The following is a 19,875-nucleotide window of genomic DNA, read 5'->3' as shown; positions in this document are numbered from 1 at the left end:
TAAATTGATTTTGGATTAATAATAATTATATAGTGATAAATAATTCTTCGTTTGATTTTCTAACTTTTTTGTAGTGTTGTGTGTCATCTTCACCATGTCTGTAACCTACAGTAGCAATAACTGACGCGTTTAAACCTAACTTGTCTAAACCTAAAATTTCATTGAATGCAGCAGCATTAAATCCTTCCATTGGCGTTGCATCGATTTTTAATTCAGACGCTGCACTTAATAAAGTTCCTAAAGCGATATAAGTTTGTTTTGCTGTCCAGATATTTTTAGCCTCTTGTGATAAATTGGCAATTGTACCCTTCATCATATCAGCAAATCCAGATAAGGCATCAGCAGGAACACCTCTTGTTTCGCTAATATTTTTGATATAAGCATCTACAGATTCTGCTCCGGCATTTAAGTCGTTTGCAAAGATAAATAATTGAGAAGCATCTGTAATTTGAGTTTGTCCGTAAGCAGCAGCTTTTAGTTTTTCTCTAATTTCCGGATTTTCTACGATAACAACTTTATAAGGTTGTAATCCGTATGAAGAAGCGCTTAGTCTCACAGCTTCTTTTAAAGTATTTAAATCTTCTGAAGATATTTTTTTTGTTGCATCAAACTTTTTTGTTGCATATCTCCAGTTCAGATTGTCTAATAATGTGCTCATAAAATTAATTTTGTTGGGTTCTGTATTTTTCTAATAATTTGTTTAATAATTCTAATTCTTCAGGACTTATATTCTCAGCAAACACACGTTCGTGTTCGTCTACCTTTGGATCTAATTCTTTTAATACATCTAATCCCTTTTGAGTGATTAAAACTTCAATTTTACGTCGATTGCCGGGGCAAACATTTCGTGTAACAAAATCCTTCAGTAATAATTTGTCTACCAATCGGGTTGTATTACTTGTTTTGGCCAGCATACGTTCCTGTATTACACACATATTAGCAGTATTTCCTTTTTGTCCTCTTAATATACGTAACACATTGTATTGCTCTCCGGATAAATCATACGGTTTTATCAACTCGTTGAAATGATCCTGAATTACGTTTTGCGTGTACATGATATTCAGAATAACTTTTTTCGCATTATCCATCTTAACTGTACTTTTTATAACCTCTTCAATTGTCATAGTCGTAAGTGTATAATTTGTATATACAAATGTATATCTTTTAATATTTGTATATACAAATGTCATGTTAATTTTTTGTTAATTCAGATAAGGCGAAATTACTATCTAGATAAACTCTATATAATTAGTATAAAAATACTATAATTTTATTTTTAAAATAAGTGGTTGATTGATATTTAACGATTGTTTAAAGTTGAAGCTGTCTTTTTTGAATTTTAAACTAAACCCGGGAAGTTTCAGGAATCTGTTAGATTTGACTCTTTAATAATTGTTCAAACAAGATTATTGAAATTCAGGCAACAAAAATCCCTTAGCTATTTTTCTGAAATTTAAAATTTCTTTATTGACCCATGCTTCATTATGTCCGAGTTCTTTAGCAAGTAGTCTGGCTACTTTTTCTGAAGACTGAATAGCGGCTCTGGCATCCAGGAATAACAAACGAACGCGTCTGGCTAAAATATCGTCTACCGTTCTGGCCATTTCATATCGAATGGCCCAAATTACTTCTGCCATGGTAAACTCGTGGTCCGGATGTACTTTTTCTTTTAATTCAGCATTGTTTTCTTGTAGTTCTGTTATATTATGAATATCTGAACCATAGATATACAAGTGGTTTTCTCTGTCTAAAGTAGTAGTAGCTTTATTTCCATGTATAGCGAGATGTTCTGTAACACATGGTTTTTTAGGTAATTTTCCTGTATGGATAGCTTTATTGATAATGTCTTCGGCAATTTTTCTGTAAGTGGTCCATTTTCCTCCGGTAATGGTAATTAAACCGGTTTCTGAAACAATAATTTTATGACTTCTTGAGACTTCTTTGGTGCTTTTTCCTTCTTCTTTAGGTGCTGCCAAAGGTCGTAAACCGGCGAAAACAGATAAAACATCGGCTCTTGTTGGTTTTTTTGCCAAGAAACGTTGCGCAGTTTCGAGTACAAATGCAATTTCGCTTTCTAAAGCAACAGGTTCTAAACTTTGTTTTTTGATTAAAGTGTCTGTTGTGCCTACAACGATTCGGTTATGCCAGGGTACGGCAAACAAAACCCGTCCGTCACTTGTTTTGGGAATCATTAAGGCGTGATCTCCGGGTAAAAATGATCTATCAAATACCAGATGAATTCCCTGGCTTGGGACAATATATTTTTTATAAACAGTATCATTGAGTTTCATGATGGCATTTGTAAAAACACCTGTAGCATTAATTATCGCTGCACCTTTTAAAATATATTTGTCTCCTTTTTCGTGATCTTGTACCTCAACGCCAATAATCTGATTGTTGTCGTCTTTCAACAAGTGAACAACTTTCATGTAATTTAAAAGACAAGCTCCTTTTTCTACCGCTGTCTGAGCAATATTAATAGCCAAACGCGAATCATCAAATTGCCCGTCATGATATATAACACCACTTACCAAACCATTTTCTTCGACGTTAGGAAGCATTTCGATTGTTTTTTTCTTCGAAATATATTTTGAAGCTCCCAAACTTAATCTACCGGCCAGTATATCATAGATTTTTAATCCGATGGTGTAAAAAGAACCTCCCCACCAAGTGTAATTAGGGATTACAAAAGATTGATTTTTGATTAAATGACCTGCATTTTTTGACATTAATCCTCTTTCTTTCAGTGCTTCTCTTACCAGATGTATGTCGCCTTGTTCTAAATAGCGTACACCACCATGAACTAGTTTTGTACTTCTGCTAGAAGTCCCTTTTGCAAAGTCTACAGCTTCAACCAGGATTGTTTTGTAGCCTCGGCTTGCCGCATCGAGGGCAGTTCCCAAGCCGCTTGCTCCGCCACCTATTATGATAACATCCCACTTTTCAGTGCTTTTTAATTTTAATAATTGTTCTGAATGTTTCATATCGTATTGCTTAGGTTTCTTTTTACAGGCGTTTATTTTAATAACAAACTTAATGAAACAAAACGTAATTGTGTGAAATAGAAGCGAAGGTTATACTTGTATTTTAAAAAGAAATATAACATTTTACTGGAATGTCTCATGTAAGCAAATGAAATGAAAAACCCGACATATTTTTTAAATGTCGGGTTTGATTATGAACTCCTAATTACGCTAGCTTTTTTTCGAACGCTTTTCGGGCTGATCCTCTAAAATAAACTTCGCCACAATAAGTATAATCTAATTTGTCTAAAATTTTCAACATCGGAATATTGTCAAAGTTAGTATCTACTTTTATACTGTATATATTGTTTGTGAGGCAGATCTCTTCTATGTTTTTGAAAAGTTTAGTAGCAATACCTTTGCCTTTTGCTAATTTTGATGCCGCTACACGATGCACAACAGCATAATTACCATCAGTGAGCCATTTACCCTCTATATCTTCATAGGCAGGTTCTTTATCAAAAATAATGGCGGCATAACATAAAATAGTTCCGTTTTCTGTAAGTACGTATCCGTAACCCTTATTTATGTCGTTGATAATACTAAGTTCATTAGGATAACCATCTTGCCATTGTGAACTTCCGTCCAGACGTCTTTGCTCAATTGCATCTTGCAGGATATTCCATATTTGAGATACTTCAGAAATATCAGCTTTTCTCAATTGAAATTGTTCTACTGTGTTGTTCATTTTTTTGTCTGTTTTAGATTTCATGGAAGTTAAAAAGGTTTTTTAAGATATGAATATATAATCTCTAAAAATTTTACCTGAGTTTTCAAGTTGTAAAAAATTCATTCCCTTAATGACAATATCACCATTTGATGTTTTCATTTGCCAAGCTACTTTAAGAGTATCGTGGTTTTCTGAATAACTAGAACATTCGGTTACTAGTTTGTTTTCAATAACCAAACGTTCATTTACCTGCGTGATATTTTTTAAGATTGCTTCTTGCCCAAAGTGCTTTACAGCATTATCTCCAGGTTCATTTGCATAAAACTCAGCCGAAGTTGAATATACTTTTTCAATTAATTCTTTTCTTAAGTCTGGGTTTGTTGTATTCCAAGTTTCAATGTAATCATTAACGAATTGATCTAAACTTTTTTTCATCATCATTTGTATTTTTATTTCTTGCAAGATTCAAAAAATGATGCTCTTTTTCTTTGACACATTTGTGTCAATTTTTTAAGATTGAGATATTTTTTTTCTAATTCTAGTTAGTGTCTGTCTTTCGACACCTAAATAACTACAAAGTTCTGATACAGTTATTCGATTAAAGAGTTGAGGAAATTCATTAATAAAATCAATATAACGTTGTTCAGCATTTTTATAAAGCAAACTTTCAAGTCTTTGCTGTTGATTTCTAAGTTTAACTTCAAGAATCAATCTTCCATATTTTTCAAATTTTGGAAGCGTTTCATAAGCGTTGGATAACTGATCAAGAGAAAAGTTAACAATTGTAGAATTTTCTAAACATTGAAAAGTAAGAGGACATGGCTCTTGGCTAATAATTGAAGCATAATGAAAAGTATACTCATTTTCGGGTATAAAATATATGTTTTTTTCATTCCCAAAATTGTCTGTATGAAAAGCCCTTATAAGTCCTTTTACTAAAAAGCCACCTTGTTTTTGCATTTGGCCTTCATCAATGTACAAATCATTTTTCTTAAGTTCAGTTATTGTTAGTCCTTCACCAAATTTCAAAAGCTCTTTTTCTGATAACTCTGCACAAGTCTCCTTTATGTGATTTAAATATTTTTTAATTTCTTCTCTCATTTTCTTAAACGAAATTTTGTTTTCGATTAAAATAAAGTAGTTACTAAAAGTTAATGAGGTAATTTATCTTTAATTAAACCATAAACCCAGGTTCCGAAAATGGCACTTACCAAAGTCACAACAATGACCGTAACTCCGGTTCCAATCTGAGCGAAAAGAGGCCCGGGACAAGCTCCGGTAATTGCCCATCCAAAACCAAATAATAATCCGCCGTAAATTTGCCCTTTGCTAAAAGTTTTGGGCTGAATTTCTATTTTTTCTCCCTGAATGGTTTTGATGTTGAATTTTTTAATGATTTGAACCGATATAAGTCCAACCACAACCGCGCTTCCAATTACGCCATACATAAAGAACGATTGTAAGTGAAACATTTCCTGAATACGAAACCAACTGATGATTTCGGCTTTTACGAATACAATCCCAAAAAAGATCCCAACGATAAGATATTTTAAGTTTGAGAATCCGGAATCTTTGATTTGGATTCCGTTGATTCCTTCAGTGTCTGTATTTTTATTTTCTACATTACTCATTTTTGAAATTTTAAAGTGAAAGAATATAAGGTAAAATCAAAAGAGACATTACAAAACCGCCAATCATAAAACAGATTGTGGCTACCAATGAAGGCCATTGCAAATTTGAAATTCCCATAATCGCATGTCCGCTTGTACATCCTCCTGCATAACGCGTCCCGAAACCTACTAAAAATCCACCCACTACAATCATAATAAAACCACGAACTGTGAAAAGGCTTTCCCAAGAGAAAAGTTCTTTTGGCAATAATCCGGAATGATCCGTGATTCCGTAAGTAGCTAATTGTTCTGAAAGTTGTGGCGTAATTTCAACCGGATTTGGATTGGCTAAAAAATAAGCGGCGATAGCTCCGCCAAGGAAAATTCCGAAAACGAAGAATAAATTCCAACTTTCTTTTTTCCAATCATATTTAAAAAACGAAATATTTGCCGGAATACAAGCCGCACAAATATGACGAAGCGACGAACTAATCCCGAAAGATTTGTTTCCGATAATTAATAAAATAGGAACTGTTAATCCAATTAACGGACCTGCAACATACCAAGGCCAAGGTTCTTTTAAAATTTCTAGCATATTTTTTAGGTTCAAAGGTTCAAAGGTGCATAGGTTCAAAGGCTAAGATTCAAAAGGGAAAAACTTTGTTCCTTTGCACCTTTGCCTCTCTGTACCTTAAATTTATTTTAATACTTTACTTTGACAAACAAAATCTGATTTTGGGATATTCGTTTTTGCGATTGCTCCAAAACCACCTTCGATTTCGGTAAAATTTCTAAAACCGCGGGCTTGCAGGATAGAAGCGGCGATCATACTGCGATATCCACCGGCACAATGCAAATAAAAATGTTCATTTGGGTTAATATCTTTTACCCAGTCATTAATATAAGCTAAAGGCTTACTGTAAGCATCCTGGATATGTTCTGCTTCGTATTCCGTTTCTTTGCGAATGTCGATTATTTTATCTTTTTCAATTTTAAATTCATTTGCAAATTGTTCTGCCGAAATTCTATTTACCGTATCGATTTCAAAACCGGCTTTTTCCCAGGCTTCAAAACCACCGTCTAAATGTCCGATGATCGAATCGAAACCTACACGGCTTAAACGTGTTACCGTTTCTTCTTCAAGACCAACTTCGGTAACCAATATAATAGGTTGTTTTACATCGGCAACTAAAGTTCCTACCCACGGCGCAAAATCACCGTTGATTCCGATATTGATAGATTGCGGAATAAATCCTTTATAGAAATCAGTACTTTTTCGGGTATCCAAAATCAATGCTCCGGTTTCTTCGGCTACAGCCTCAAATTCTTTTACATCAATTGCTTTCATTCCGTTATGCAAAACCGACTCAAAGCTTTCGTATCCTTGTTTATTCATCGCCACATTCATACTAAAATAGGCTGGAGGAGGCAATAATCCATCGGTAACTTCGGTAATAAATTCAGCTTCGGTCATATTGGCGCGTAAAGCATAATTCGTAGCTTTTTGATTTCCAATTGTTGAAACTGTTTCTTTACTCATGTTTTTTCCGCACGCACTTCCTGCTCCATGTGCAGGATAAACGATCACATCATCAGCCAAAGTCATGATTTTATCTCTTAGCGAATGAAATAAAATTCCCGCCAGTTGATCCTGTGTCATTCCCGCCGCTTTTTGAGCCAAATCGGGACGGCCTACATCGCCAATAAATAAAGTATCTCCGGAGAAAATTGCGTGATCTTTTCCGTTTTCGTCAATCAGTAAATAAGTCGTGCTTTCCATAGTATGACCTGGAGTATGTAACGCCTTAATTGTAATTTTTCCAACTTTGAATTCTTGTCCGTCTTTGGCAGAGATACAATCGAATTCGCAAGCGGCATTTGGTCCGTAAACAATTGGCGCCTGGGTTTCTTTGCTTAAATCGATATGTCCGGAAACAAAATCAGCGTGAAAATGCGTTTCAAAAATATATTTCAGTTTCACCTGATCGCGCTCTAAACGATCTAAATAAGGCTGAATTTCTCTAAGTGGGTCAATAATGGCAGCTTCGCCGTTTGAAGTTATATAGTAAGCACCTTGTGCTAAACATCCGGTGTAAATTTGTTCAATTTTCATGATACGTGTTCTAAAAATATGGGAATACAAAGGTAACCTACTTTTTACTTAAAACGAGTGACTAATGTTACACAAATTTGATTTTTGTATAAAAAAAGGAATTTCACGATATAAGTGATATAAGTTCATTTTAGCTTCAGAAAAATTACGCAATACTTAAATTTAATTATCTCACTTATATGGTTAAAAAACTGCGTAATTTTACAACTTTACAAAAATTATTGATATGAACACAGAAGATTTATTGAATCAGATTGCTTTTATTAAAGAAATTGATAAAGTAAAATATATTCAGCGCAAAACAAAGCTGTTTAATAGTGACCGAAACGAAAATGATGCAGAACACAGTTGGCATTTGGCCTTAATGGCAATTGTTCTGGCACAACATTCAAATGAACCGGTTGATGTTTTGAAAGTTGTAAAAATGGTTTTGATACATGATATTGTAGAGATTGATGCCGGAGATGTTTTTTTATACGATTTACAAAAAAATCACGATAATAGCGATGAAGAACGATTGGCCGCCAATCGTATTTTTGGTTTACTTCCTAAAAAGCAAGCAGATGAAATGATTGCCATCTGGGAAGAATTTGAAGCCGGTGAAACCAATGAAGCAAAATTTGCAAAATCAATGGACAGACTTGAGCCTTTATTACAAAATACATCTAATGATGGAGGAACCTGGAAAGAATTTGACGTGCGTTATAATAAGGTTTATGAAAAAAAGAGCGTCATAAAAGAAGGTTCAAAAACGTTGTGGAACTACGCCGAAGGTTTAATAAACGAAAGCGTAGAAAAAGGAATTTTGAAGAAAGACTAAATTTTTAAACATATAGATTTTTGAAGTAAAGATCAATTTTGCGATAAAGTGATACAAGTATATTTTAGGTTTTGCGAATTTTGAATTTATATTAAATGTATTAAATGAAATTTTTTATTGCAATATGTTTAACCTTTTCTGATTAAGCTAAGCTTATATTTTTTTATATAACTTATATGGTTTAAAAAAGAAAAAACTTTTTTTAGAGGCAGGGAATTCAGGTTTTAATGGGTAAATTTGATGAGACATCATAAATAAAATACCACTATGGAAGAAATGCTTTTTTATGACCGAATGCAATTTGCCTTCACCATTACCTTTCACTATCTTTTTCCGCAACTTACAATGGGTCTTTCGTTGATCATTGTTTATTTTAAATGGAAATACCTGCGAACCAAAGACGATCAATACAATCACGCCACGCATTTCTGGATGAAAATCTTCGCTCTGAATTTTGCGATGGGTGTTGTAACCGGAATTCCAATGGAGTTTCAGTTTGGAACCAATTGGGCAAAATTCTCTGAATTAACCGGTGGAATCATCGGTCAGACTTTGGCAATGGAAGGCATGTTCTCGTTTTTCTTAGAATCCTCCTTTCTTGGGATCTTTTTATTCGGGGAAAAAATACTGGGACATAAATGGCATTTTGTAACGGGATTATTAATTATGATTGGTTCCTGGGCAAGCGGATATCTTATTATAGCTACACATTCCTGGATGCAAAATCCCGTAGGTTATGAAATATTAGAAAACGGAAAATTTGTTCTCACGAATTTCAAAGCTCTATTCCTGAATCCGTGGTTGTGGCCTTCGTATTTACACAATCAGGCAGCTTCTTTGGTAACAAGTTCATTTGTTGTAGCCGGAATTGGTGCTTTTTATATTTTAAGTAAAAAGAATGTTGCTTTCGGGAGAATGTTCGTGAAAACAGGCGTAATCTTCGGATTGATTTCTAGTGTTATAGTTGCGGTGCCAACGGGAGATTTATTGGCTAAAAACGTCGTAAAATACCAACCCGTAACGTTTGCGGCAATGGAAGGAATTTTTCATACCGAAAAGAAAGGTTCTGAAATTGTTTTAATAGGTCAGCCTGATGTAAAAGACAAAAAACTGGACAATAAAATCGCCGTTCCTAATATCCTGAGTTTCCTGACTTACGGAAGCTGGCATCAGGAAATCAAAGGTTTAGACCAGTTCGAAGAAGATCTTCATCCAACCAATATTTCCGGATTGTATTATGCGTATCATATTATGGTAGGACTTGGAACCATATTTATAGGTTTGATGGCTTTTGCGCTTTTTCAATTAATAAGAAAGAAATTATTCGAGACCAAATGGATTTTGTGGTCGTTGATGTTTATGATGCCATTTCCGTATATCGCCAATACCACAGGCTGGTACACTGCAGAATTGGGAAGACAACCCTGGCTGGTTTATAATTTAATGAGAACTGCAGCAGGTGCTTCGCCAACCGTTTCATCCGGAAATACCTTGTTTACCTTGTTAGGTTTTATTGGATTATACCTTTTATTGGGCATGTTATTTTTGCTTTTGGTTGGAAAAATTATCAATAAAGGACCTCATCATGTGGAACTTTCAACAGAAAAAATATAAATATGGAATTTTTTTGGTACGTAGTTTTAATGGGAATTCTGGCCGTTTATATTGTTTTAGACGGTTACGATTTTGGAGCAGGAATTATTCATTTATTTTTTGCTAAAGAAGAGAAAGATAAAAAAGCAATTACAAGCGCCATTGGTCCTTTTTGGGATGCCAATGAAGTTTGGATCATTGCTGCGGGAGGTGTTTTGTTTTTTGCTTTCCCTACTTTATATGCTTCATCTTTTAGCGGATTTTATTTGCCGTTAATCATGATTTTATGGTTGTTGATTTTTCGTGCAATTGGTTTAGAAATGCGCGGACAAGTGCATCACCCCATGTGGGAAGCCATTTGGGACAAAGCTTTCGGGATTGCGAGTTTGCTTTTGGCCTTGTTTTTTGGGATTGCTTTGGGTAATATCGTTCGTGGTGTAAACTTAGGAATGGTAACCAACGGAGTTTCGACGCAAGAAGCACATTTTTTCTTTTTGCCTTTATGGAATCCTACTTTTAGTCCGCAAGCGAATGAATTGGGAATTATCGATTGGTTTACGATCTTTTTAGGAATTGTAAGTGTTGTGGCTTTAACGATTCATGGCGCGAACTGGATTATTTTTAAAACCAATTCGTCTTTGAATACAAAACTTAAAAATATCGTTTTTAAGCTCAATATTGTTTTATTAGTGTTGGTTTTTATCTCACTACAGATCTGGCATTTTATTGAACCGGAGCCATTTCATAATTTTATAGAAAATCCAATTCTTTGGTTTTTTCCTGTCATGACTTTTGTTGGAATTTTAGGATTATTTAAAGTGCGTACCTATGAAAAAGACGGAATGGGATTTTTGTTCTCGTCTTTATTTTTGGTTGGAGGTTTTGCTTCGACAGCCGTTTCGATTTTCCCAAATGTTTTGCCTTCCACAAATAATGTAAATCCTTCACTAACAATTTATAATACTGCCGCCGGAGAATACGGTCTAAACGCCGGTCTGAGTTGGTTTTTTATTGCTTTGTTTCTGGTGATTGTTTATTTTATTATTCAGTACAGGGTTTTTAGCGGGAAAATGGATGATGTTGGGTATGGGGAGCATTAAAAAAAGACTGATTTTTTGAATAATGAATATTTTTTTTAAATTTTTAAAAATCATTAAATCAAAAAAGAGCCACTATTAGTGGCTCTTTTGCATTTCTTAAACTTAATTACGTTACCAAATGGTAAGAGGCTTTATCAAGTATCATAGTGCAAATATACAAACTTTTTTTTATGTTTACAAATAATCTTAATTCTTACAAATGCGATTTCAAAAAGTTCAATTACATCTCTCTTCTTCACGAATGGATAGATACCAAATAGCTACTGGGAATAGATCAACGAAATCAGTTAAGTTATATAAAGCAAATTTAAAAATATCTCAATCCTTTCATCCAATTTTAGGGATATTAGAAGTGGTATTGAGAAATAAAATAAATATAATTTTGTCTGGATATTTTGTAGATCCTGATTGGATAATTAATCAAAAAACTGGATTTATGATTGATCCCTCGCTCACATATAGAGATAATCGTACAAGAAGAATGATAACAAATGATTATTTAAGAACATCTGTTGAGAAATCTGAGAATAGATTTAGAAGAATTAGAATTCCTATAACCAGTGGTAAAATAATTGCTGACCAAACGTTAGGATTTTGGACAAATTTATTTGAATTGTCGCATTATAGAATTTTACTTGGTAGACCAATCCAAATTTTTAACCATCTACCTTCTGGTATTGGTAGGATTCAGGTATGTGAGAGATTGAATAAAATTAGAGAATTCAGAAATAGAATTAATCATAATGAACCAATTTGTTTTAATGGGAATAATATTGACTTCAATTATGTTGAGGATGTTTATAACTCTATTATTGAAATAATAAATTGGATAGATCCTGAATTAATAAATTGGATTAGAGATATGGATTCTGTAATGATTAAAATTAATAATGCAAAAAAAATATAATTAATATTACAGATAAACATTTCTTTGTTCTTTGGAATTTTAAAATAATGATTAGTTGTAACAATTAAATTATGAAATATAAAAAATCTAATACTTTAGTTTGTATAGCAGACTCTAAGAATGCTTGTTTATATTTTGATGAAATTATTCCTTTAAACTTAGGAGAATTGATTCCATGGGAAAATAACGGCGACATAGAAGCACATGAAATCTTAAAAAAAGTTCTTCCTCCAAGTTTATTAGATTCTTCAAATATTCAAGGAATAGGATCTTTATTCAATAAATATATAGAAACTTATGCAAATGTTTTTCCTGCCTCGATTGGAATTGATATATCTAAAAATAAAGAATATTTTGACAATAGAACCCATGCTCTTTTTCCTTTATTAATTAAAGAAAAAGAAAAGCTTCTTAATTCATTATCTCAACCAATTAATAAAATTTTTGGTGAGGATGATTTTTCAAATGGATCCATACAAAATGAAGATCCAGCTTTTGTGTTAAATGGTCTCAGTTTAATTGATACTTCGCAAATCAGTTGGAAACATATTATAGAGTTAAGAGAAGATAAAGAGGCGCTGCAAAAACTAAGAAGATTACGTACATTTATTTTTGAAAATTATGAGAATAAATCATTGAATTTTATAAATGATGATTTGTTAAATCGCATTGAGAATTACGAAAACACTACTAAAAAATGGGGGTTGAAGACAAAAGATTCTGTTTTTAAAATTATATTTAATGAAAAAACTGCAATTGCTGGAACAGCCGCAACTATTATGTCAGCATTTTCGGGGGTTCCGATTAGTGCTTCATTAGGTTCAGTGTGTTTAATTGGAAATATTATTTTGGAAATCCGATCACATAAGCGAGATCTACATCAATTCAAACAAGATAATCCAATAACCTATTTAATAGATATAAAAAAAATAGCTGAATAATATTTAAAATATAGTTTTAATCATTTTGATCTTCGTTCCTCAGAATGACGTGGGGCTTTGAGGAATTTAATCATATAGAATTTATCTTACAAAACAAATCTGTGTTTTACCATATCTATATTTTTTTAAAGAATTTTAAATATCTTTGAACTATGAGCACAGCAACAAAACCAAAACATATCGGACGCAACATAAGCCGAATCAGAGAGCTTAAAGGAATGAAACAGGAAGCGCTTGCGCAGGCAATTGGTTCAAACCAACAGGCTATTTCGATTATTGAATCAAATGAATCAATTGATAAGGTAAAACTTGAACAAATTGCAAAAGCACTTGGAGTTACGGTAGAAGCAATTGAAAATTTTTCGGAAGAATCAGTTTTTAATTTTTTCAATAATTTTTACGACAATAGCGCAAGTAATGGTCAAGGTGCATCTGGACCTATTTTTACTTTTAATCCTTTGGATAAAATGGTTGAACTTTACGAACGTTTGGTTTTGGCTGAAAAAGAATTAGTTCAGGCTGAAAAAGCAAAAGTAGAATATCTTGAAAAGCTTTTGAATAAATAGAAAGACACCAATTTGCGTTAGGGATAGAAGCGGTATCTCCCGTTTTAGAAAAACAAGGCTTTTTAGCCGTAGTTTTTGTTAATCGGGAATTTAGCGGATAGCCCGACCGAAGGGAACGCCCAAAAAATACAAATCCTTTTACTCTTAGGAATAAACGGATTTTTTAGTTTTCATCTTTGCCAGAGTTTAAAACCCTGACAAAGATTACTCTACAATTAAAAAACTAAAATTATATAATAATAAAATAAAAATCTGCTCCCGATAGCTATCTGGACTGCGAGAGAAAAAAAATTAAAATAAAACTTCCTTCGTAATAATATAAAATCCCATTACGAGTACAAACCATCCAAAAAGGGGTTTTAATTTAGCTCCGTCTATTTTTTTTGAAAGCTGACTTCCTATAATCATTCCTAAAAGTGCCATTGCCGAAACGCTTAATAAAAAAGGATAATTTATGGGTGTGCCAATGTATAAATCGCCTCCAAAACCTATTGAAGAATTGATTGTAATAATCAATAAAGATGTTCCTACGGCTTGTTTCATAGGTAAATTGGCGAAAAAAAGAAGGGCGGGAATAATCAGAAATCCTCCGCCAGCGCCCAGAAATCCGGTTATGATTCCCACTACAAAACCTATTATGCCTAGTTGGGTATAATTAGTTTCTGTGACTTTTATTTCGGGTTTGTTTTTTCGGATCATCGAAATCGCTGCGGTAATCATCAATACCGAAAAGATAATCATAATCAGAAAATCTTTTGAAACGGAATAAGAAGCGATAGAAAATAAGGTCGAAGCAATTTGAGGAAAAATAACTTCGCGAATAATCAGAATTGAAATTACGGAAGGAATGGCAAAATACAATGCCGATTTCAGTTTTAAATTTCCCATTTTGTAATGGCTGTAACTTCCGGACAAAGCAGTTAATCCTACTATAAATAAAGAATACGATGTGGCTTGCTCCGGATTTACTTTGAATAAATACACTAAAATCGGAATCGTAAGTATCGAACCGCCTCCGCCAATTAGGCCCAGCGAAATCCCGATGATGATCGAAGCAAAATAACCTAAATATTCCATTGCAATTGTTTTGATGCAAAGGTGCTTCGTTAAAAAGAAACGTACAGTAACATTTATCACATAAGGTTTTTTGTTTGCCACGAATTACACAAATTATCACGAATTGATTTGTCGGTTCGAGCGAAGTCGAGAACCCGCAAAGCATTTCGACTTCTTTCAATATGACAATCTTTGTCTTTAAAAAGTGTTTTTTTACCATTAAGATATTAAGAAAGTTAAGTTTAGCTTCTTTGTATCTTAATGAGTGAATTAAGTATTAAATCTTAATTTAACTTAATATCTTAATGGTGGAAAAATAAACACTTTGTGTTAATTCGTGAACTTTGTGTTTAACAATTCAATTTGATTGCGGTTGAGTTTGACCAAACCTCTTTGTTCCATTTTTTTGAGTAATCTGGATACAACTTCTCGTGAAGTATTCAATTCGGTTGCGATCTCCTGATGCGAAAGATTGACTTCGGAGCAGCCGCAGGCATCAGAATGTCTTTTTAAGTAAAATTCTAAACGTTCGTCCATAGAACGAAAAGCGATGTTGTCTACGACTTCCAGGACTTCTTCAAAACGGCTTCTATAGGTTTCGATGACAAATTCGTACCAGGTTCTGTGTTCCATCATCCATTTGTCCATCATTTGCAACGGAATCATCATGACGGAAACATCTTCGACAACTTTTGCCATAATCTGGCTTTTCTCACTTCTTGCGGTGCAAATCATCGATATGGCACAGGCTTGTCCGGGTTGTAGATAATACATTAAAAATTCTCCGCCGTCTTCGCCTTCGCGATAGATTTTGATTTTTCCTTTGGTGATTAAAACTGTGTTTTTAATATATTGCCCGGTTCGCATTAAAATAGTTCCGGCTTCAAAACTTTGTAAACTTCCGTTTTCCTCGATAGTTGAGATAAGTTCGTCAGAGAAATTAGGAAATATATTTTTAAGTGAATTTTGCATTGGATAGAGTTTGTTTTTTGCCACGAATTACACAAATTTTCACTAATTAAAGTGTGTTCATTCCGTTATGAATTTTTCAAATATAAAAATCCTTACAATCATTTAATCTGTGGCAGTAAAAAAAATAATTCGTGAAAATTTGTGAAATTCGTGGCGAACATTTTTTTATCAAATAAAGATTAAAATATATAATTTTATACAAAGATAGCAGATTGAAATGGTATTAATTGTCAGAAAACTATTTTTAAGATGCATTTTGCCAAAATGAAAAAATCCTATTTTCCATCGATTTTATAGACTGTATTTTTAAAAATAGTAAGTAAATTTGTAATTCACTGATTATAATACTTTCTCTAAAACGTTTTCTGAGAATAATAATCGAAATCGCATTTGGTACGTTTTTAATTAATAGAAACGTCGTAATTTTACAAAAAACAGATACTATGAATTTATCACAAGAAGATTGGGTGAATCAGCTTGCTGCTGACGAGAATGCAGTTATACTGGACGTAAGAACTCAGGACGAATTTAATGACGGCTACATCGAGAATGCTGTAAACATTGATATCAATAAAGGTCAGGGTTTTATTTATGAAATCGAAGAATTGGATAAAAATAAAAATTATTATGTGTATTGCCGTTCTGGAGCCAGAAGTGCTAAAGCATGTCAGATTATGAACGAGTTAGGTATTAATAATGCCTACAATTTGCTTGGCGGAATCCTCGACTGGGAAGGTGAAACCATCAATCCGTAAAAACAATTAAGAGGCATAAAAAGCCTCTTTTTTCTTTAATATGCTATTAATAACCAAATATAAATTACCAAATTATGAGTTTAATACCCGAAGAATATCAGATTAAAACCCTTATAAATCAAGATACTTATCTTGTAAATGGCGAATTGAAACAATGGACAGGGCAAACCACACCGGTATTTTCGACCATTTCATCTTCAGAAAAATATACGCCTACTTTATTAGGATCGATTCCGTTTATGGCAGAGAAAGAAGCTGCCGAAGTGGTTGAAGCTGCTAATGCGGCTTATAATAAAGGACAGGGATTATGGCCAACCATGAAAGTGGTAGACCGTATTAAATGCATGGAAAATTTCGTAAAACAAATGAAGGAAACCCGCGAAGAAGTGGTGAAACTTTTGATGTGGGAAATTGGAAAAAACCTTGGCGATTCGCAAAAAGAATTTGACAGAACCGTAGAATACATTCACGATACGATTGATAGTTATAAAGAATTAAATGGACGCAGTGCACATTTTGAAAAAGTACAGGGTGTAAATGCTATGATTCGTCGTGGACCACTTGGAGTTGTTTTGTGTCTTGGGCCTTACAATTATCCTTTAAACGAAACTTTCTCCTTGTTGATTCCGGCTTTAATCATGGGAAATACAGTTATTTTTAAACCGGCCAAACATGGTGTTTTATGTATTTCGCCATTGTTGGAAGCATTTAGAAGCAGTTTCCCAAAAGGAGTTATCAATATCGTATACGGAAGAGGCCGTGAAGTAGCTTCGCCAATTATGAAATCAGGAAAAATTGATGTACTGGCATTAATTGGAAACAGTAAATCTGCGATTGCATTACAGGATCAGCACCCAAATAAAAACAGACTGCGTTTGATTTTAGGTTTAGAAGCTAAAAACCCGGCGATTATTTTACCGGATGCCGATTTAGATCTGGCTATTCAGGAATGTATTGCAGGAACTTTATCGTTTAATGGGCAACGTTGTACAGCTTTAAAAGTTTTATATGTACACGAATCTATTGCAGAGGAATTCAACAAACGTTTTTCTGAAAAAGTAGACGGTTTAATATTTGGAAATCCATGGGAAAAAGGAGCTTCATTAACACCACTTCCCGAAACGGATAAACCAGCTTATATTCAGGGACTCATTGACGATGCTACGAGTAAAGGCGCAAAAATCCTGAACGAAAAAGGAGGAAAACATACTGAGAATTATATTTTTCCGGCTGTTTTATATCCTGTCGATAAAAATATGCGTGTGTATCATGAAGAACAATTTGGTCCTGTAGTGCCGGTTATTTCTTTTAAACATATCGACGAGCCTCTTGATGATATGGCCGAATCAAATTACGGTCAACAGGTAAGTTTGTTCGGAAAAGATATTAAAACTCTGGCACCGCTTATTGATGCTTTGGTTAATTTAGTGTGCAGAGTAAACCTCAACAGTTCTTGCCAGAGAGGTCCGGATGCCTTTCCGTTTACAGGACGTAAAGATTCTGCTGTAGGAACCCTGAGTATTCCTGATGCTTTGCGTTCATTTTCCATTCGTACGTTTGTTGCTTCAAAAGATATCGATTACAACAATGAAATTTTGCAGGAATTGCTAAACAGCAAAGAATCGAATTTTATTAATACCGATTATATTTTGTAGTGATCAAGGTTATATATTAATTGTAGATGCCGTCTTTTTCTTTTAGAATTAGACGGTTTTTCTTTTTAAAAGTTTCTAAGGTTCTGAGTGTTTAAGATTTTAATTTTTTTTTTGAAAATGGCGTAATAAATTTTTTGGTCGTTATTGTAACAAAAAGTTAAAAAAATCACTAATATTATAACTGATATTCAATCACCAAAATATAATCACTTTATGGAAAAAAAATCGATACAATTTGTACTTATTGCATTTTTGTTTTTGGCACAAAATGGTTTTTCGCAGGAACTTTATATGCCCAGAAATATAAAGGAAGCTTACACCAAAGGGACACGTTCTAAAGACGGAAAACCGGGTAAAAACTACTGGCAAAACCATGGAAAATACAACATGGATATTGCTGTAGATGCAAAGACTAAAATAGTTAGCGGAACAGAAACTATTGTTTACGAGAATAATAGTAATGATACTTTAAGAAATCTGGCTGTTCGATTTGTAAACAATCTTCATAAACCATCTTCGCCCAGAAGCGGAACTGTAAGTGATGATTTTTTGAGTAACGGATTAACGATTACTTCTTTAAAAATTGAAGGTGAAATTTATAAGGAAGATGCAAGGAGCTGGGGAACGGTTGGGAATGTAAAAGTGAATAAGCCAATTCTGCCACATTCTAAAACCACAATTAATATAGACTGGAATTATCCTTTGTCTAAAGAGAGTGGAAGGGAAGGGCAAATCGATGAAACCACTTTTTTTGTAGCGTATAGCTATCCTCGTGTGAGTGTTTTTGATGATTATAATAGCTGGGACAGATTACCACATACAGATCGTCAGGAATTTTATAATGACTTTAATGATTATAGTTTTACGGTAAAAGCACCTAAAAATTATGTGGTTTATGCAACGGGAGATTTATTAAATCCTGATGACGTTTTACAACCGGAATTTTCAGCCCGTTTGAAAAAGTCTTATACAACAGATGAGATTTTGCATATTGCAAATGAACAAGAACTAAAAAACGGTTTGGTGACCAAACAAAATGACTGGAACGTCTGGAAATTCGAAGCCAAAAACATTTCAGATGTTTGTTTTGGATTAAGCGATCATTATTTATGGGATGCCAGTAGTGTTTTGGTAGATAAAAAAACAAATCGTCGTGCGAGTGTTCAGGCAGCTTATGATATAAAAGGTACTGACTTTGTAAATTCCGTAAAAAACAATCAATATGCCTTAGATTTCTTTTCGAACAGCTGGCCGGGAGTTCCTTATCCGTTTTCTAAAATGACCGCCTTTCAGGGTTTTGCAGACATGGAATATCCAATGATGTGTAACGATTCGCAAATGGGTGATCCTGTTTTTGCACAATTGGTTCAGGATCATGAGGTAGCACATACTTATTTTCCTTTTTACATGGGAATCAACGAAACGCGTTATGCTTTTATGGATGAAGGATGGGCCACTACTTTTGAGTACTTAATTGGAATTGCAGAACATGGTAAAGAAGCTGCAGATAAATTCTATAAAGATTTTAGGGTAAAAGATTATATCAATGATAAATCAACAGAAGAAGATCAGCCCATAATTTCGATGTCAACACAGGTTTCAGCTCAGGGATATGGAAACAATTCATACGGGAAAGCTTCTCTTTCTTATCTGGCATTAAAAGATTTACTTGGCGATGATTTGTTCAAAAAATCGTTGCATGCCTATATGGACAATTGGAATGGTAAACATCCAATTCCTTGGGATTATTTTAATTCCATCAATACGGCTTCCGGAAAAGATCTGAACTGGTTCTTTAATAATTGGTTTTTTACCAATAATTATATCGATCTTTCGATTAAAAATGTTAACAAAGATATTGTTTCGGTAGAGAATGTTGGAGGTTTCGTGATTCCGTTTGATATCATTGTTACTTATGCAGATAACACAACAGAAACAGTGCATCAAACACCAGCAGTTTGGCAGGCAAATCAAAAACGTGCCACAATCGCTTTAAAAAATAAAAAAGTAATTAAACAAGTAACACTTGATGGCGGTATTTTTATGGATGCAACCCCAAAAGACAATATTTGGTCCTCTAAATAATTGATTGAA

General features: G+C 33.7%; 20 protein-coding genes. 9 read left to right on the top strand and 11 right to left on the bottom strand.

Going from position 1 to position 19,875, the window contains the following annotated elements; translation table 11 throughout:
- Window positions 1–25: 25 nt before the first annotated feature.
- The 9 genes from ACQY44_RS01990 to ACQY44_RS01950 form a co-directional block, all read right to left on the bottom strand.
- Window positions 26–658, bottom strand: coding sequence for an NAD(P)H-dependent oxidoreductase (locus ACQY44_RS01990; protein ID WP_428228748.1), 633 nt, complete (start codon window positions 656–658; stop codon window positions 26–28).
- A 4-nt stretch (window positions 659–662) separates the two neighbouring features.
- On the bottom strand, window positions 663–1,124 hold the full coding sequence (locus tag ACQY44_RS01985) for a MarR family winged helix-turn-helix transcriptional regulator (protein WP_428228787.1): 462 nt from the start codon (window positions 1,122–1,124) through the stop codon (window positions 663–665).
- Between the two features lie 282 nt (window positions 1,125–1,406).
- The gene (locus tag ACQY44_RS01980; RefSeq protein ID WP_428228747.1) at window positions 1,407–2,984 is read right to left on the bottom strand and encodes an FAD-dependent oxidoreductase; all 1,578 of its coding nucleotides are present in this window, start codon (window positions 2,982–2,984) and stop codon (window positions 1,407–1,409) included.
- A 205-nt stretch (window positions 2,985–3,189) separates the two neighbouring features.
- Window positions 3,190–3,711 (bottom strand): GNAT family N-acetyltransferase, encoded by a 522-nt coding sequence (locus ACQY44_RS01975; protein WP_428228746.1) that lies wholly within the window; start codon window positions 3,709–3,711, stop codon window positions 3,190–3,192.
- A gap of 42 nt (window positions 3,712–3,753) precedes the next feature.
- Complete coding sequence (locus ACQY44_RS01970) at window positions 3,754–4,128, bottom strand: hypothetical protein (RefSeq protein ID WP_428228745.1); 375 nt, start codon at window positions 4,126–4,128, stop codon at window positions 3,754–3,756.
- A gap of 75 nt (window positions 4,129–4,203) precedes the next feature.
- Entirely contained in the window at window positions 4,204–4,794 is a 591-nt protein-coding gene (locus tag ACQY44_RS01965) for a Crp/Fnr family transcriptional regulator (RefSeq protein ID WP_428228744.1), read from the bottom strand.
- A gap of 50 nt (window positions 4,795–4,844) precedes the next feature.
- Window positions 4,845–5,324: a DUF6691 family protein gene (locus ACQY44_RS01960; protein WP_428228743.1), complete on the bottom strand. Its 480-nt coding sequence runs from the start codon at window positions 5,322–5,324 to the stop codon at window positions 4,845–4,847.
- 10 nt (window positions 5,325–5,334) lie between these two features.
- Window positions 5,335–5,898: a YeeE/YedE family protein gene (locus ACQY44_RS01955; RefSeq protein WP_428228742.1), complete on the bottom strand. Its 564-nt coding sequence runs from the start codon at window positions 5,896–5,898 to the stop codon at window positions 5,335–5,337.
- A gap of 102 nt (window positions 5,899–6,000) precedes the next feature.
- Window positions 6,001–7,416 carry an MBL fold metallo-hydrolase gene (locus tag ACQY44_RS01950; protein ID WP_428228741.1) on the bottom strand — a complete coding sequence of 472 codons (1,416 nt, stop codon included), beginning with the start codon at window positions 7,414–7,416 and terminating at the stop codon, window positions 6,001–6,003.
- 226 nt (window positions 7,417–7,642) lie between these two features.
- On the opposite strand from ACQY44_RS01950, the gene ACQY44_RS01945 reads away from it, so the two are divergent.
- From ACQY44_RS01945 to ACQY44_RS01920, 6 genes are all read left to right on the top strand, one after another.
- The gene (locus tag ACQY44_RS01945) at window positions 7,643–8,236 is read left to right on the top strand and encodes an HD domain-containing protein (RefSeq protein WP_428228740.1); all 594 of its coding nucleotides are present in this window, start codon (window positions 7,643–7,645) and stop codon (window positions 8,234–8,236) included.
- 267 nt (window positions 8,237–8,503) lie between these two features.
- A complete protein-coding gene (locus ACQY44_RS01940; RefSeq protein ID WP_428228739.1) occupies window positions 8,504–9,850 on the top strand; it encodes a cytochrome ubiquinol oxidase subunit I in 1,347 nt (448 codons plus the stop codon).
- Window positions 9,851–9,852: 2 nt separating this feature from the next.
- Complete coding sequence (gene cydB, locus ACQY44_RS01935) at window positions 9,853–10,929, top strand: cytochrome d ubiquinol oxidase subunit II (protein ID WP_428228738.1); 1,077 nt, start codon at window positions 9,853–9,855, stop codon at window positions 10,927–10,929.
- Between the two features lie 199 nt (window positions 10,930–11,128).
- Window positions 11,129–11,836 carry a hypothetical protein gene (locus ACQY44_RS01930; RefSeq protein WP_428228737.1) on the top strand — a complete coding sequence of 236 codons (708 nt, stop codon included), beginning with the start codon at window positions 11,129–11,131 and terminating at the stop codon, window positions 11,834–11,836.
- A 71-nt stretch (window positions 11,837–11,907) separates the two neighbouring features.
- Window positions 11,908–12,777: a hypothetical protein gene (locus ACQY44_RS01925; protein ID WP_428228736.1), complete on the top strand. Its 870-nt coding sequence runs from the start codon at window positions 11,908–11,910 to the stop codon at window positions 12,775–12,777.
- Between the two features lie 152 nt (window positions 12,778–12,929).
- On the top strand, window positions 12,930–13,343 hold the full coding sequence (locus ACQY44_RS01920) for a helix-turn-helix domain-containing protein (protein ID WP_428228735.1): 414 nt from the start codon (window positions 12,930–12,932) through the stop codon (window positions 13,341–13,343).
- A gap of 291 nt (window positions 13,344–13,634) precedes the next feature.
- Here ACQY44_RS01920 and ACQY44_RS01915 read toward each other — a convergent pair whose 3' ends face one another.
- Window positions 13,635–14,420, bottom strand: a complete 786-nt coding sequence (locus ACQY44_RS01915) for a sulfite exporter TauE/SafE family protein (protein ID WP_428228734.1) — start codon at window positions 14,418–14,420, stop codon at window positions 13,635–13,637.
- Between the two features lie 309 nt (window positions 14,421–14,729).
- Window positions 14,730–15,371: a Crp/Fnr family transcriptional regulator gene (locus ACQY44_RS01910; protein WP_428228733.1), complete on the bottom strand. Its 642-nt coding sequence runs from the start codon at window positions 15,369–15,371 to the stop codon at window positions 14,730–14,732.
- 443 nt (window positions 15,372–15,814) lie between these two features.
- Here ACQY44_RS01910 and ACQY44_RS01905 point away from each other — a divergent pair, with 443 nt between their 5' ends.
- From ACQY44_RS01905 to ACQY44_RS01895, 3 genes are all read left to right on the top strand, one after another.
- Window positions 15,815–16,126, top strand: a complete 312-nt coding sequence (locus ACQY44_RS01905; RefSeq protein WP_428228732.1) for a rhodanese-like domain-containing protein — start codon at window positions 15,815–15,817, stop codon at window positions 16,124–16,126.
- A gap of 74 nt (window positions 16,127–16,200) precedes the next feature.
- Window positions 16,201–17,781 carry an NADP-dependent glyceraldehyde-3-phosphate dehydrogenase gene (locus tag ACQY44_RS01900; protein ID WP_428228731.1) on the top strand — a complete coding sequence of 527 codons (1,581 nt, stop codon included), beginning with the start codon at window positions 16,201–16,203 and terminating at the stop codon, window positions 17,779–17,781.
- Between the two features lie 213 nt (window positions 17,782–17,994).
- On the top strand, window positions 17,995–19,866 hold the full coding sequence (locus ACQY44_RS01895) for a M1 family metallopeptidase (RefSeq protein ID WP_428228730.1): 1,872 nt from the start codon (window positions 17,995–17,997) through the stop codon (window positions 19,864–19,866).
- Window positions 19,867–19,875 lie beyond the last annotated feature (9 nt).

Origin of the sequence: Flavobacterium sp. (genome assembly GCF_965277525.1) — a bacterium.
Classification (GTDB): Bacteria; Bacteroidota; Bacteroidia; order Flavobacteriales; family Flavobacteriaceae; genus Flavobacterium.
Note: the sequence above shows the minus strand (reverse complement) of the source record. Positions and strands in the feature narration are given on the sequence as shown.